Source organism: Massilimicrobiota sp. An134 (genome assembly GCF_002160815.1).
Classification (GTDB): domain Bacteria; phylum Bacillota_I; class Bacilli_A; order Erysipelotrichales; family Coprobacillaceae; genus Allocoprobacillus; species Allocoprobacillus merdigallinarum.
This window is the reverse complement of record NZ_NFLH01000020.1, coordinates 1-15621: the sequence shown is the minus strand read 5'-3', so window position 1 is coordinate 15621 and position 15621 is coordinate 1. Positions and strand designations below refer to the sequence as shown.

Here is a 15621-nt window from a genome sequence, read left to right as displayed (position 1 = left end):
AACAATGAACGAACGTATTTTTGTCATAGAGGATGATGAAAATATTCAGGAGATAGTTAAACTATCTCTTGAATCTAATGGTTATCAGGTTACACTATTTGATAATGCTATTGATGCTATAATAGAAATAAAAAGAGAGGCACCAGATTTAGCTATTTTTGATGTGATGTTGCCACAGATGGATGGGATTTCTGCTGTCAAAAAGATTAGAGAAACAAATACAGAAATGCCTATCTTGATTTTAAGTGCCAAAGATAGTGAAATTGATAAGATTCATGGCTTAGATAGTGGTAGTGATGATTATATGACAAAGCCATTTGGTGTATTGGAGCTTTGTGCTCGCGTTCGTACATTATTAAGAAGAGTTCATCCTAAATCAAAAGTTTTAAGAACACCATCCTTATCTATTGACAAGTCAACACATGTGGTAAAACATCATCAAGAAACTATGGATTTAACACATAAAGAATATCAATTGCTTGTTTATTTAATAGAAAATAAAGATCGTGTTGTCGAAAGAGATGAATTATTAAATAATATTTGGGGATATGATTTTATTGGGGAATCAAGAGCATTAGATGTTCATATTCGTTCACTTCGTAAGAAGTTAAATGATGATGGAGAAAAATATATTAAAACAATTCGTTCGGTGGGTTATCGTTTTGTAGAAAAAGAGGAGGATAAGTATGACTAAATCTATCCTCCGTTATTTTATTGTGATTCTGGTTGTTGCATTATTAAGCAGTTGTGTGATTTCTGGAGCGCTGTTATCTAATAGCATTTTAGATACAACTGAACACGATATGCTGTATTCTTTAAAACTGATCGATTATGCCTTGGATTATCAGCAGCCGCTTGATGGACAAATTGAAAAGTTAAATCCCTTGGCATATAGTGATGATACACGTATTAGTGTGATAGATCTTGAAGGTAATGTTGTTGCTGATACGGCAAAAGATTCTATATCTGAAAATCATTTGAATCGTGAGGAAATTCAGGAAGCTTTAAAATCCAGTGAAGGATATGCTCAAAGAAAATCTGAAACAACAGGTGAGGATACACTTTATGTAGCTTTATATAATCATGAAGACTATATAATTAGACTGGCTATTCCTTATCACGGTATTACTGATTATTTAGGTTCGTTAATTCCAGCTTTTGCAGTAAGCAGTATTATTTCGTTTTTAATTGCGTTTATACTATCACGTAAGCTGGCAGTGACAATCTCTAAACCTATTATTGAAATTAGTGAAAGTCTTGATCATATGAGTAAAGATTTTAGAGTTGATTTGAAGGATTATGATTATCAGGAATTTAATGTGATTGTAGACACGATTTATAATTTATCACATCGATTACGTAAATCTATGCGTCAGGTCAAACTGGAACGTATTAAAATAGATGAAATTTTAAAACAAATGAATGAGGGATTTGTTTTATTGGATGAAGACTATCAAATTTTAAGTATTAATGAAAAGGCAATATCTATATTAGGAGATATGAAAGTACATGATCGTATTTTAGATTATCTTTATTTTCCTGATATTATACAAGCTTTACAAAATAACATTACAAAACAACAGGTTGAGCTAAAAATAGATCATAATATTTATGCTTGTTATATTTCACGAGTTGATTTTGGGACAACTTTGCTTTTTGTGGATATTACGGCATCGAAAAAAGCAGAAAAAATGCGTAGTGAATTTTTCTCTAATGTTTCTCATGAATTGAAAACACCAATGACATCTATTAGGGGATATAGTGATTTATTGGCTCAAGGTGTTGTCCAAAATGAAAGTCAAAAACAAGTTATGTTAGAAAAGATTCAAACAGAAGTTGATAGTATGTCACGATTGATTAATGATATATTGATGCTGTCAAGATTAGAAAGTATGGATATTGAAGCAGAAATGATGCCAATTAAAATGCGAAGTATCGTGGACGAAGTTTTAGAAAGTTATGAAGTAGAAATAGCGAAACATGATATCCATATGGAATATTCTTTTGAAGATATGGTGTATATAGGAAATCATCAACAAATCTATACATTATTAAACAATATTATAGGAAATGCCATTAAGTATAATAAAGATCATGGAAGTGTCTTTGTGGATATTGAAGCGCAAGGCGATGGTATGAAAATTGTTGTCAAAGATACGGGTATTGGTATTCCACTTGCAGATCAGGCACGTGTGTTTGAAAGATTTTATCGTGTGGATAAAGGAAGAAGTAAACAGCGCGGAGGAACTGGACTTGGTTTGGCTATTGTTAAACATATAGTATCGCATTATAAAGGTACGATTTCATTGAAGAGTGAATTGAATATAGGAACAACGATTGAAATTGTTTTACCGCAACAAAAAAGAACTGAATCTTAGTCAATGTCGTCAATTTAATGACATTAAAATAGAGAGAATATTTGATCAAATTCAAAATTCTCCCTTTTTTCTTTCTGTGCTAAAAAAGCACAAAAAGATACTGATCATTTTTAATGATTTTTTTAAGTTTTTAAGTTATAATTTTTTTAGAAAATGATGTCTATACTACCGATTAGCGTTTTATACGTAAATATCCCTTTTTCATTTTTCTAACTTTGGGATTTCGTTTGCCATCAACTCTATATTTGAGTGTTGTTGGTTTCTTGGTATAGACATTCCATCTTCCAAAGAGTCTATTGGGTCGAATAGGCTCTTTATTTTTTGAGGCTTTTCTTATTATTTTATTTATGAGTCTCCTGAATTCATCTTTCATGTTTAAGAGTTTTGCAAGATTAGCCCTTAATAATTGTATCAGGTTATTTATATTTGTCTGATATGTAAGCATTTACAGGATATCATCACCTTGTATCATCATCCTTTGTACTATAATCTTCGTTATGCCTATTTACCATTGATTAAAGGTTATATTTTATCAGCTGTTGAGACATGTTTACCATTAAGTTTTAAAGTCGGTGTCATGGCAGAAGTTTTTGTTTCAGCCCAACATGGGATAGGCAAGCAATTATATCTGGCTAGGGTTCAAATTGATATGATTGGTATTTTTGCATGGATTTTATGGATGGTCATCATTGTTTGGATGCTGACAAAATTTTCAACACTTATTATGGGGTGGATTCAAAATAAAAATAAAAAATAGCGAATGTTTATGAAAATAATGTCCATACTCTTGATGAGGTGAAAATATGGATTTTAAAAATAGTCAGACAAAAGATAATTTAATGCGTGCTTTTGCAGGTGAATCACAAGCGAGAAATCGTTATACATTTGCAGGAGGATTGGCAGCCAAGAAAGGTCATCATATGTTGGCAGATGTCTTCTATTTTACAGCCAATCAGGAAAAGGAACATGCTGAAATCTTCTACAATCATTTAAAAGAGTTAACAGGTGAAACGATTGTGATTGATGGAGGATATCCTGTTGATACTTATGATGATGTCTTATCATTATTAAAGAGTGCCAGACATAATGAATATGAAGAATATGAAGATGTCTATCAGAATTTTGGAGCGATTGCAAAAGAAGAAGGGTTTCATAAGATTGCACAGGATTTTTTCAATATTGCTGAAATTGAAAAAACACATGGTGATCGTTTTGAAAAAATGGCGACGTTGTTGGAAAATGGACAACTTTATGCATCCAAACAGCCTTGTTATTGGATGTGTCTGAATTGCGGATTTATTTTTGAAGGAACACGTGCCCCTCAATTATGTCCAGTTTGTTCACATGATCAAGGTTATTTTATCAGATTAAAAGATGCTCCATTCACTTGTGAAATAGAGCAGTAAAGAAGAGAAAGAATATCTTGTTGATATTCTTTTTTTAATAGAATGATGTTAGAGCTATACTCTTATTTTTATTTAGTATATAATAAGATTAATACTGTTTAAAAAGGAAGGGGGAACTATATGAAACTTATATTACATTATCTCAAAAGATATAAAAAGTTATTGATTTTAAATATTATATCTGTCTTTGGCTTTGCTTTGGTTGAATTAGGTTTACCAACAATCATTGCCAATATGATTGACAATGGGGTTACCAATCGAAATGTGGAATATCTTTATTCTATGTGGTTTCTAGCGATTGTGATTTCAATCATTGGAGTGGCAGGAACTATTGTTTTAGGGTATTGTTGTGCGAAAATTTCAACATCTATTACAAGAGATATGCGAAATGATATTTTTAGTCATATTCAAACATTTTCACCACATGAATTTAATCATTTTGGGATTTCATCATTAATTACACGTACAAATAATGATGCTTTTCAAATTCAGCTGTTTGTCAATGTCATCTTGAGAACAGCTTTATTAACACCAGTTATGGTTATCATTAGTGTTTTTATGACAATGCGTACATCATTGGAACTCTCTTTGATTATTGCCGCAACATTACCAGTGATTGTTGTAGGGGTTATCGTGGTAGCTAAAATATCAGAACCAATGTCACAAAAACAGCAGTTATCATTGGATCGTTTAAATCGTATTACAAGAGAGAATTTATCAGGCTTAAAGGTCATTAGAGCTTTTAATAATGATGCTTATGAACAAGCTCGTTTTAATCAGACAAATGATGAATTTACAAGTTATACAAGAAAGATTTTTAAACTGATGCTTTTAACTCAGCCCATCTTTTATTTTTTAATGAATTTGGTTACACTTGTTATTTTTTATGTAGCCAGTCATATGATTGATGCTGGAACATTACAGGTTGGAAAACTCATTGCTTTTCAGGAATATCTTTTCCATGCCATGTTTTCAATGATGTTATTTTGTAATGTGTTTGTGATGTATCCACGTGCCGCTGTTTCAGCGAAACGTATTATGAGTGTTTTATCAACGCAAAGTGATATTAAAGATCATGTTTTACAAACACCACAGTCTTCAACATCTCAACATCATTTATCTTTTCGAAATGTGACTTTTGCTTATCCTGATGGTGAGGAAGCTGTTTTAAAAAACATCTCTTTTGAAGCCCATGAAGGAGAAACGATTGCTTTTATTGGAAGTACTGGATCTGGTAAAAGTACACTGATTAATCTGATTCCACGTTTCTATGATATCAGTAGTGGAGAGATACTTATTGATGGTATTGATATACAGGATTATCGTATTGATGATTTGAGAAATAAAATTGGTTTTATTCCTCAAAAAGCTATGTTGTTTACAGGAACAATAGCTGAAAACTTACGTTATGGAAAGGCTGATGCAACTTTAGAAGAGTTAGAACATGCTGCTGAAGTTTCTCAAAGCTATGATTTTATTATGGAAAAACCAAATGGTTTTGATGAAATGATTACAGAAAGTGCAACGAATGTTTCAGGAGGACAAAGACAACGTTTAAGTATTGCGAGAGCTTTAATCAGAAAACCTGAGATTTATATTTTTGATGATTCTTTTTCGGCTCTGGATTATAAAACGGATGCCATTTTACGTCATGCTTTAAAAGAAGAAACGCAACATTCTATTGTTTTCATTGTTGCTCAAAGAATTTCAACGATTAAAGATGCTGATCAGATTATTGTATTGGATGAGGGGCAAATTGTGGGGCATGGAAAACATAAGGAACTTTTACAGACATGTCCTATTTATCATGAAATTGCTTTATCACAATTAAGTGAGGAGGAATTGAACTATGAGTAAAAAATGGCAGACATTTAAAAAATCAGTCCAACAGATTTCTCCGTTTTTATCGCCCTATAAGTGGGAATTTATTATCGCTATATTCATGATTGTTGTGACATGTTTTGCATTATCTGTTGCACCTATGATTGAAGGAATGATGACTTCATTATTGATGGAAGATGCGATGGCTATGATGAATAATGTGCCAGGAGCACACGTTGAATTTGATCGTGTGATTCATATTATGGTGATGTTGTTTGGCATTTATTTATTAAAGACAATATCTCAGTCTATCACAATTACAGCCTTGACAAATTCTATTCAAAGAACGATGCATGATTTGCGAAATGCCCTGCAAGAAAAGATTAGAAAATTACCTGTTAGTTATTTTGACAAACATAAATATGGTGATGTTTTAAGTCGTATTACAAATGATGTAGATACACTTTCGAATGCCTTACAACAGACACTCACGGAAATCATAAGAGGTGTATTGATGCTGATTTTAGCTATTGTCATGATGGTACGTATACATATTGTCATGACTTGCATTGTCTTATTGATCATTCCTGTGGCATTGGTCATTACCAAGATTATTGTTAAACGTTCACAAAAGAAATTCCAGGCCCAGCAGGATGCTTTAGGAAACTTAAATGGTGCTATTACCGAAATGTATGGTGGTTATCGTGAAATTCTTTTGTTTAATAAACAACAAGATGCTATTGAAAAATTTAAAGATATCAATCAGACACTTTATCGTAATGCATTTCAGGCCCAATTTATGTCATCAATTATTTCACCATGTATTTCTCTTGTGACATATATGGTTATTGGAACAATTGGTTTTGTTGGGAGCTTATTTGTTTTAAATGGCAGTATACTTGTAGGAGAATTGCAGGCTTTTGTCCGCTATATATGGCAGGTTAATGATCCTATATCTCAAGTCAGCAATTTATCTTCACAAATTCAATCGGCTTTTGCGGCTTTACATAGAATATCTGAAATTTTAAATGAAACTGAAGAAAAACCAGTTGAAAATCCACAAACCTTAACTCATGCAAAAGGGCATGTTCAATTTGATCATCTTTGTTTTGGATATCATGATAAAGAAGTTTTACATGATTTGAATATTGATATTCAAAGTGGACAGATGGTAGCTATCGTTGGGCCAACGGGTTCAGGAAAAACAACATTGATTAGTTTGTTGTTACGTTTTTATGATGTAACTTCTGGTAGCATTCGCATTGATGGTGTTGATATTCGACAGATTCCAAGAGAACAGTTACGTTCTATGTTTGGGATGGTTTTGCAGGATACATGGCTATTTCATGGGACTATTTATGAAAATATACATTATGGACGTTTAGATGCCAGAAAAGATGAAGTGATTGAGGCAGCTAGACAGGCTAATGTGGATCATTTTATCAGAACATTGCCAGATGGCTACGATATGATTGTGAATGAAGAAGCCAATAATATTTCTCAAGGAGAAAAGCAATTACTGACGATTGCCAGAGCGATGTTAAAAGATCCACAAATTATGATTTTAGATGAAGCAACATCATCGGTTGATACACGACTGGAAAAGAGATTACAGGATGCTATGCAAAATGTGATGAAAGGTCGTACAAGCTTTGTGATTGCGCATCGTTTATCCACAATTAAAAATGCTGATTTGATTTTAGTCATTAAAGATGGTTACCTTGTAGAACAGGGAAAACATGAAGAATTATTGGCTCAAAATGGGTTTTATAGTCAATTATATAATGCACAATTTGCAGAAGAATAAGGTAGTTGTATTCAACTGCCTTTTTTTTGTGAAGAAAAATAATTTTTCATGAACTTCTTTTACAAATGATAGGAAGTTGTGTATAATGTTTTCAACAAGGAGATAGATTTATGGATATTCATGTCATTAAACAACAATCTAATCAGTTATATCAAAAATATAAAAAACAGGTTATTCCTGAATTTTTCTATGTTGGATATGTTGGAATTTTAGCACAATATTTAAGAAGTGGTATTTTCTCTTTTTTTGTATCACTGTTTTTATGTCCAATAAGTCATGGTTATGTGAAATGTGCAATGAAACTGGTTGATGAAGAAAAGCCGGTTCTTGATTATCATGATTCATTGAATGGTATTTTCTGTTTTCCCAAAGTAGCTCCTGCATATTTAATGCGTAAAGCTATTATTGTTTTGTGTACGCTTATATGCTTTTTACCATCTTTTTTGGCAATTCATGAATTGATACCAGAATTTTCTATTGAATGGTTTTCGTCATTGGGGAATACATTAATACAAACAGAATATTTTGTACCTCAATTTGAATATATAGCATTGATTTTACAAAATATATTTCTAGTTGGTAATATTCTGATCTGTATTGCCGTTTATCTTTTTTTAACAGCATTATTTATGCCTGTTCCTTATATGATGGAATTAGAAGAACTTTCATGGAGCGAATGTATGAGCTATTCAATTCAATTGATGAAAACAAGAATTTTTCAATTTGCTCATCTGTATATATTATATATTTTACGTCATGCCTGTTATTGGGTTATAACTGGTTGTATTGTTTTATGGATTGGACATTTAAATGATATTTTGATGTTGTTTTGTATTGTGACATCTTTATTTTTATATATTGAAGTTTTTAAAGGAAGATTTGAAATCGCAAAATACTTATTTTATAAGGAAATGAGGAATGAGTATCATGAGAGAGATTAAAAATATCAAAAAAGTCATTATTAAGATTGGTTCATCATCATTGTGTCATGCCAATGGTTATATAGATCAACAAAAGATTTTGTATTTAGTGATGCAAATAGCGCAATTAATTGAACAGGGAATGACAGTTGTGGTCGTTTCTTCAGGTGCCATCAGTGCTGGAATGGGGGCTATGAAATTAGAGAAAAAACCTGAAACGTTACCACAAAAACAGGCTTTAGCGGCTATTGGACAGGCACAGCTGATGCAGATTTATGAAGAAATATTTCAACTGTTTCACTTAAAATGTGCACAGGTTTTAGTGAACCATGATGATTTTGATCATCGTCAACGTCTTTTAAATCTTTCACATACAATGAATGCTTTAATTGATTATGGGGTTATACCGATTGTGAATGAAAATGATGCTTTGGCAGTAGATGAAATTAAAGTAGGAGATAATGATACTTTATCTGCATTGTTAGTACCTGTGATAGATGCCGATTTATTGATTTTGGTTAGTGATATAGATGGTTTATATACGGATAATCCTCATCATAATCCACAGGCTCAGCTTTTAAAATATGTTGAACAGATTGATGAAAAGATTGAAAACATGGCTTCCGGTTCAACTTCAAAATTAGGGACAGGTGGTATGGCTACAAAAATTAAAGCAGCGAAAATTGTGAATGATTATGGTAAGCATATGGTGATTGTAAATGGTCAAAAGAAAGAGAGTTTGTTGCATATTTTTGATGAGTGTGAAGAAGGTACATGGTTTAATGGGAAAACGGGTAAACATCTTAATGCGAAAGCTCATTGGTTAACTTATCGAACACAATCTAAAGGTGAAATTATTGTTGATGATGGGGCGTGTCAAGCTTTAAGACATCATAAAAGTTTATTGCCTTCAGGCATTAGTGATGTTCATGGACAGTTTTTAGCGGGACAGGTTGTGGATGTTATGAATCAACAAGGACAAAGAATTGCAAAAGGGATTGTACAGTATACAAGTTTTGAAATCGCATTAATCAAAGGACATCATAGTCAGGATATTAAAAATATATTGGAAAGTTATGATTATGATGAAGTGATTCATGCTGATAATATGGTTATATTAGGAGGTGAATCTCATGAATGAACAACTTTTCAAACAATTGACACAGGCAAAACAAGCCAGCCGTCACATGATGACAATGAATACGCAATCTAAAAATCAGGCTTTAATAAAGATTGCTCAAGCTTTAAAAGACCATGTCTTAGAGATTATCAATGAAAATCAAAAAGATATAGAACATGCAAAAGCATCAGGAATGTCAGATGCGATGGTTGATCGTTTGTTGCTGAATGAAGATAGAATTGTTGCAATGGCAGATGATGTTTTGAAATTAGTAAGTTTAGATGATCCAGTTGGTGATATAATTAGAGAGATCAAAAGACCTAATGGATTGCTTATTAAACAAGTGCGTGTTCCTATTGGGATTTTTGGAATCATTTATGAATCTCGACCAAATGTAACAGTTGATATAGCCTGTCTATGTATCAAATCAGGAAATGTCTGTGTATTAAAAGGTGGTAAAGAGGCTATGCATTCTAATCGCATTTTAACAAAGCTTATGCGAGAAGCCATCAAAGAGACATTACCTGTTGATTGTGTGCAATTGATTGACTATGGTGGAAGAGAAATGGTTGATGAATTGATTCATGCTTATGGTTATGTGGATGTTGTCGTGCCACGAGGAGGAGCTGGCTTAATTCAGCATGTTGTGCAAAATGCAACTGTTCCTGTTATTGAAACAGGTGCTGGAAATTGTCATTTGTATATTGATAAAGAAGCAGATCTGAAAAAGGCCATAGATATCACCGTCAATGCAAAGATTCAAAGACCATCTGTCTGCAATGCCATTGAAACCATTCTCGTGCATCAGGATATAGCGGATACGTATTTACCATTATTGTATGAGGCTTTTCATGAACGTGTTGACATACGTGGGGATAGTAAAGTTCAAAAGATCATTCCATGTCAGTTAGCTACATTAACAGACTATGCGACAGAATATGACGATTATATTGTGGCTGTTAAAATTGTGGATAGTTTACAAGAGGCTATTGAACATATTTATCAGTATTCTACTAAACATTCTGAAGCTATTATTACTGAAAATCAGGATACTGCCCATATGTTTTTAAATAGTATAGATTCAGCATGTGTTTATCATAATGCTTCGACACGTTTTAGTGATGGAGGACAATTTGGTTTTGGTGCGGAACTTGGTATCAGCACGCAAAAACTACATGCCAGAGGACCATTAGGTTTGTTAGAAATGACATCATATCAATATAAAATCTATGGTCAGGGACAAGTGAGAGAATAAAGAGTGAATCATGATGATTCGCTTTTTTATTGACAATACTTAGTATACTAAGTATAATGATGAGTACGCTAAGTAATAGGAGGGATTTGATGGAATATGATTGTTTTAGTGAAATGATGGAGGAGATGCGAGAGATTCATAAAATGATTCAAAAGTTAACCTCTCAAAAATGTCATCATTTAACAGTGGAACAGGCAAAATTGATTTTTTTGATTGCTCATCAACAGATGAATCAAAAAGAGATTGCACAGAAACTTCGTATTACTGAAGCTACGCTTTCAGTAAGGATCAAAAGATTGGTGGATATGGGGCTTATTGAAAGAAAGCTGAATGAAGATGATAAAAGATATTATTATATTGTTTTATCTTCTCAAGGAGAAGCAGTCATTGACGAGATGAAGAAAGATTTTCATCATGTTCATCAGATTGTCTGTAAAGGGATGACAGATGAAGATTATATGGCTGTTTTGAATGTTGTCAAAAAAATAAAAAGGAATTTAAAGGAGGAAATCAAGTGATTAAGTTACGAAAATTTGCATATAAGTTTTGGTTACCAATCATTTTGTGTATTGGATTTGTTTTTATTCAATCTCAATCAGAATTGGCCTTACCAGATTATATGAGTGATATTGTAACAAATGGGATACAAGCTGGTGGATTTGATACATCAATAGGTGATGTTTATAGTCAGGATACTTTTGAACATCTCTTGATTTTTGCTGATGACAAGCAAAAAGAAACGATTGAATCAAGCTATACTTTGACTTCTTACGACAATTTATCACAAGATATAAAAGATAAATTTCCAAAAATAAAGGATGCCTATGTACTTCATGATCTTTCTCAAAAAGAAACAGAAGAATTAGAAAGTGCATTAATAAAACCTATGTTAATGGTTTCTGCCATTGATTCAATGGATCCCAATTCAAAGGAATATCAGCAACAATTTCAAAATATTCCTGAGGGGATGGATATTTATCAGGTTTTTGAAATGATGGATGAACAGACACGTCATCAGATGACAGAGAAAATTGATGCCCAAATTGAGACAATGGGTGAATCAACAATGCTTGTCGCTGCAGGTAATGGTGTCAAAAATGAATATATGGCTTTAGGAGCAGATGTTGACCAGATACAGACACAATATATATTTGTAGCTGGGTTAAAGATGTTAGGCATTGCTTTATTAGGCTCTTTAGCAGCTATGGCTTCAGCCTTTTTATCTTCAAGAGTAGGGGCTGGGTTTGCGAGAGATTTAAGACGAGCAGTTTTTAAGAAAGTTGAAAGTTTTTCAAATAGCGAGTTTAATAAATTTTCAACAGCTTCATTAATTACACGTACAACTAATGATATTACGCAAGTTCAGATGTTAATGATTATGTTACTGAGAATTGTATTGTTTGCACCTATGATGGGAATTGGTGCATTAATCAAAGCCTTTACGCATTCATCATCAATGACATGGATTATTTTAATGATTCTCATTGTCATTACACTTGTCATTATGGTTTTGATGAAAGTTGTTTTACCTAAGTTTAAGGTCATTCAGTCTTTGATTGATAGATTGAATTTAACAATGCGTGAAAATTTAACTGGAGTTTTGGTTATTAGAGCTTTTGGAAATGAAAAGCACAGTGAAGAACGTTTTGATAAAGCTAATGATGATTTAACAACTGTTAACTTATTTGTTAACCGCGCTATGGCAACATTAATGCCAATCATGATGTTTATCATGAATTTTGCGACTGTTTTGGTTGTTTGGGTTGGTTCTCAACAATTAGATTTAGGAAATATTGCGATTGGAGAAATGATGGCCTTTATTCAATATGCAATGCAAATTATTATGTCATTCTTATTTATTGCGATGATTTTCATTATGATTCCTCGTGCCAGTGTGGCTGCTGATCGTGTTTATGAAGTCTTATCAACAGAATTAACAATTCAAGATCCAAAACAACCTGTTGAATTTGATTCACAACAAAAAGGTGTTGTTGAATTTAAGGATGTTTCATTTCAATACCCTGGAGCTCATGAAGCTGTTTTGAGTCATATTAGCTTTACAGCTAAACCTGGACAGACAACGGCTTTTATTGGTTCAACGGGTTCAGGAAAGAGTACATTAATCAATTTGATTCCTCGTTTTTATGATGTCACTGCAGGTGAGGTTATTGTTGATGGTGTCAATGTCAAAGATGTGAATCAACATGATTTAAGAGAACGTATTGGTGTTGTTCCTCAAAAAGGAGTCTTATTTTCAGGAACGATTCGTTCCAATTTAAAATATGGCGCTCATGAGGCTACTGATGAAGAATTAAATGAAGTCATTCGTGTGGCTCAGGCAAAAGAATTTGTTGATGCAAAACCACATGGTTTAGATGAAGCTATTTCACAAGGTGGAACAAATGTGTCTGGAGGACAAAAACAACGTTTAGCTATCGCCAGAGCTTTAGCAAAAAATCCAGAAATTCTTATTTTTGATGATAGTTTTTCAGCATTGGATTTTAAAACAGATGCTATTTTAAGAAAAGAATTAAGTCAATTGATGGAAAAAAATCAAAATACTGTTTTGATCGTTGGACAAAGAATCGCTTCTATCATGGATGCAGATCAGATTATTGTTTTAGATGATGGAAAAATTGTTGGAAAAGGAACTCATGATGAATTGATGAAGAATTGTCAGGTTTATCAGGAAATTGCTTATTCACAACTTTCAAAGGAGGAATTAGCCAATGCCTAGAGGACATATGGGTGGTAGACAGATGTCTAATGAAAAAGCTAAGGACTTTAAGGGAACAATTAAAAAATTGTTTGCTCATTTACGACCTTATTATGTGAAATTTATATTTATTTTTATATTTGCTGCGGGTTCAACTGTTTTTTTAATCTTTGGACCAAAAGTTTTAGCTCAAGCCACAGATAAATTGAGCGAAGGAATTATGGCGAAAGTCACACATACTGGTGGTATTGATTTTGATGCTATTTTCCAGATTCTCTTTTTCCTGGTTTGTATTTATTTATTAAGTGCACTTCTTAATTATATACAAGGATTTTTAACTTCTGGTATTTCGCAAAAAGTTGCTTATGATTTTAGAAAAGAAATTTCTGAAAAAATGGATCGTTTGCCACTCAGTTATTTTGATACACATTCGAGTGGCGATACATTATCACGTGTAACAAATGATGTCGATTTGATTGCTCAATCATTGAATCAGAGTTTAACGCAAATCGTGACATCTTCAGTAACGGTTATTGGAATTTTTATCATGATGCTGACAATCAGTATTCCAATGACATTATTAGCATTATGTGTGTTACCTGTTTCTATGTTTTTCATGTCAAAAATCATGAAAAGAACACAAAAATACTTTATTTCTCAACAGACAAGTTTAGGAAATGTCAATGGTCATATTGAAGAAATGTATGGTGCTCATCAGGTTGTCAAAGCCTTTAATGGTGAAGAGGATTCTGTTGCCAGATTTGAAGAATATAATGATGATTTATATAATTCAGCTTGGAAGTCACAATTCTTTTCAGGTTTATTACAGCCACTGACAACATTTGTTGGAAATATTGGATATGTTGGTGTCTGCTTATTAGGTGGATTTTTAGCAACAGGAAATATGATCTCTATTGGAGATATTCAGGCTTTTATTCAGTATGTGCGTCAATTTAATCAGCCTATTACACAATTGGCTCAAATCATGAATCAATTACAATCTACAGCCGCTGCTGCTGAACGTGTTTTTGAATTTTTAGATGAAACAGAAATGGAAGAAGAACACGCTTTAGTCACAAGCGAACAAGTTAACCATATGCAGGGAAGTGTTACTTTCAATCATGTTCAATTTGGTTATACACCAGAAAAAACCATTATCCATGATTTCTCTATGCATGTTCATGCTGGACAAAGTGTGGCTATTGTTGGGCCAACGGGTGCAGGAAAAACAACCATTGTGAAATTGTTGATGCGTTTCTATGAATTGAATGGTGGACATATTTTAGTTGACGGTGAAGATATTACTCATTTTGCTAGAAGTGATTTAAGAAGTCTATTTGGAATGGTCTTGCAGGATACATGGCTATTTGGTGGAACAATCCGTGAAAATTTAAAATATGGAAAATTGGATGCTACAGATGAAGAAATGTATGAAGCTTGTCGTTTGGCGTATGCTGATCATTTTATTAATACATTGGAAGATGGATATGATACCATCATTAATGAAGAATCTAGTAATATATCTCAAGGTCAAAAACAGTTATTAACGATTGCGAGAGCTTTCCTTGCTAATCCTAAGATATTAATATTAGATGAAGCAACATCATCTGTTGATACCAGAACTGAAGTTTTAATTCAGCGTGGTATGGACAAATTAATGGAAGGAAGAACATGTTTTATTATTGCACATAGACTTTCTACAATCAAAGATGCCAATACTATTATTGTGATGAAAGATGGAGATATTGTTGAATTAGGAAATCATGAGTCATTATTGGAAAAAGGTGGCTTCTATGCTGATCTTTATCAGTCACAATTTGAATCTAGTCATGAATAACTTACTCGTTTTGAGTAAGTTTTTTATATTAATTTTTAAATTATCTGTGAAGGATGAAGGAATGTTGTATTGGAATCTAAATATAGAAGAACGGTGGGAATGGGTATAAAGATAAAATCTTTATGTTTAAGATTGGAAAATATTTTAGCGAGAAATAGGATATATGTAAGACAAATAGATTGAAATAAAGAAATTGTAATTTATATCTAGAAAGCTTTTTTTGTGTTTAAATCTAACTTCAATTAAATGTTGGTAATTGATTTTAACTCCATAAAAACGGTGTTAAAGCCCTTTAAAATAAAACATGATATTTTCATCAGTGCTATACTTATATCGAGGTGAAGATATTATGACTGATAAA

At 32.6% G+C, this 15621-nt stretch carries 12 protein-coding genes; all 12 read left to right on the top strand.

Annotated features, from left to right (window positions below; all coding sequences use genetic code 11):
- The first annotated feature begins 4 nt into the window (after nucleotides 1-4).
- The 12 genes from B5E79_RS08730 to B5E79_RS08670 all read left to right on the top strand — a co-directional run bounded on the left by B5E79_RS08730 (nucleotide 5) and on the right by B5E79_RS08670 (nucleotide 15260).
- Nucleotides 5-694: a response regulator transcription factor gene (locus B5E79_RS08730; protein ID WP_087245998.1), complete on the top strand. Its 690-nt coding sequence runs from the start codon at nucleotides 5-7 to the stop codon at nucleotides 692-694.
- Nucleotides 687-2378, top strand: a complete 1692-nt coding sequence (locus tag B5E79_RS08725; RefSeq protein ID WP_087245996.1) for a sensor histidine kinase — start codon at nucleotides 687-689, stop codon at nucleotides 2376-2378. The genes B5E79_RS08730 and B5E79_RS08725 overlap by 8 nt, the downstream gene beginning before the upstream one ends.
- Before the next feature lie 463 nt (nucleotides 2379-2841).
- A complete protein-coding gene (locus B5E79_RS08715) occupies nucleotides 2842-3135 on the top strand; it encodes a hypothetical protein (protein WP_087297712.1) in 294 nt (97 codons plus the stop codon).
- Nucleotides 3136-3181: 46 nt separating this feature from the next.
- The gene (gene rbr / locus B5E79_RS08710; RefSeq protein ID WP_087243265.1) at nucleotides 3182-3784 is read left to right on the top strand and encodes a rubrerythrin; all 603 of its coding nucleotides are present in this window, start codon (nucleotides 3182-3184) and stop codon (nucleotides 3782-3784) included.
- Nucleotides 3785-3904: 120 nt separating this feature from the next.
- The gene (locus B5E79_RS08705) at nucleotides 3905-5641 is read left to right on the top strand and encodes an ABC transporter ATP-binding protein (RefSeq protein WP_087297711.1); all 1737 of its coding nucleotides are present in this window, start codon (nucleotides 3905-3907) and stop codon (nucleotides 5639-5641) included.
- Entirely contained in the window at nucleotides 5634-7412 is a 1779-nt protein-coding gene (locus tag B5E79_RS08700; protein ID WP_087297710.1) for an ABC transporter ATP-binding protein, read from the top strand. Before B5E79_RS08705 ends, B5E79_RS08700 begins: the two co-directional genes overlap by 8 nt.
- 110 nt (nucleotides 7413-7522) lie before the next feature.
- On the top strand, nucleotides 7523-8353 hold the full coding sequence (locus B5E79_RS08695; RefSeq protein WP_087297709.1) for a hypothetical protein: 831 nt from the start codon (nucleotides 7523-7525) through the stop codon (nucleotides 8351-8353).
- The gene (proB, locus tag B5E79_RS08690; protein WP_224762512.1) at nucleotides 8331-9473 is read left to right on the top strand and encodes a glutamate 5-kinase; all 1143 of its coding nucleotides are present in this window, start codon (nucleotides 8331-8333) and stop codon (nucleotides 9471-9473) included. Before B5E79_RS08695 ends, proB begins: the two co-directional genes overlap by 23 nt.
- Nucleotides 9466-10707 (top strand): glutamate-5-semialdehyde dehydrogenase, encoded by a 1242-nt coding sequence (locus B5E79_RS08685; RefSeq protein ID WP_087297708.1) that lies wholly within the window; start codon nucleotides 9466-9468, stop codon nucleotides 10705-10707. The genes proB and B5E79_RS08685 overlap by 8 nt, the downstream gene beginning before the upstream one ends.
- An 89-nt stretch (nucleotides 10708-10796) precedes the next feature.
- The gene (locus tag B5E79_RS08680) at nucleotides 10797-11225 is read left to right on the top strand and encodes a MarR family winged helix-turn-helix transcriptional regulator (RefSeq protein ID WP_087297707.1); all 429 of its coding nucleotides are present in this window, start codon (nucleotides 10797-10799) and stop codon (nucleotides 11223-11225) included.
- Nucleotides 11222-13444 (top strand): ABC transporter ATP-binding protein, encoded by a 2223-nt coding sequence (locus B5E79_RS08675; protein WP_087297706.1) that lies wholly within the window; start codon nucleotides 11222-11224, stop codon nucleotides 13442-13444. Before B5E79_RS08680 ends, B5E79_RS08675 begins: the two co-directional genes overlap by 4 nt.
- Entirely contained in the window at nucleotides 13437-15260 is a 1824-nt protein-coding gene (locus tag B5E79_RS08670; RefSeq protein WP_087297705.1) for an ABC transporter ATP-binding protein, read from the top strand. The genes B5E79_RS08675 and B5E79_RS08670 overlap by 8 nt, the downstream gene beginning before the upstream one ends.
- The last annotated feature ends 361 nt before the right edge of the window (nucleotides 15261-15621 follow it).

Coding starts and splice junctions, on each gene's coding strand:
- B5E79_RS08685 (WP_087297708.1), top strand. CDS start 9,466: ATGAATGAACAACTTTTCAAACAATTGACACAGGCAAAACAAGCCAGC.
- B5E79_RS08730 (WP_087245998.1), top strand. CDS start 5: ATGAACGAACGTATTTTTGTCATAGAGGATGATGAAAATATTCAGGAG.
- B5E79_RS08695 (WP_087297709.1), top strand. CDS start 7,523: ATGGATATTCATGTCATTAAACAACAATCTAATCAGTTATATCAAAAA.
- B5E79_RS08725 (WP_087245996.1), top strand. CDS start 687: ATGACTAAATCTATCCTCCGTTATTTTATTGTGATTCTGGTTGTTGCA.
- B5E79_RS08670 (WP_087297705.1), top strand. CDS start 13,437: ATGCCTAGAGGACATATGGGTGGTAGACAGATGTCTAATGAAAAAGCT.
- B5E79_RS08705 (WP_087297711.1), top strand. CDS start 3,905: ATGAAACTTATATTACATTATCTCAAAAGATATAAAAAGTTATTGATT.
- rbr (WP_087243265.1), top strand. CDS start 3,182: ATGGATTTTAAAAATAGTCAGACAAAAGATAATTTAATGCGTGCTTTT.
- B5E79_RS08680 (WP_087297707.1), top strand. CDS start 10,797: ATGGAATATGATTGTTTTAGTGAAATGATGGAGGAGATGCGAGAGATT.
- B5E79_RS08700 (WP_087297710.1), top strand. CDS start 5,634: ATGAGTAAAAAATGGCAGACATTTAAAAAATCAGTCCAACAGATTTCT.
- proB (WP_224762512.1), top strand. CDS start 8,331: ATGAGTATCATGAGAGAGATTAAAAATATCAAAAAAGTCATTATTAAG.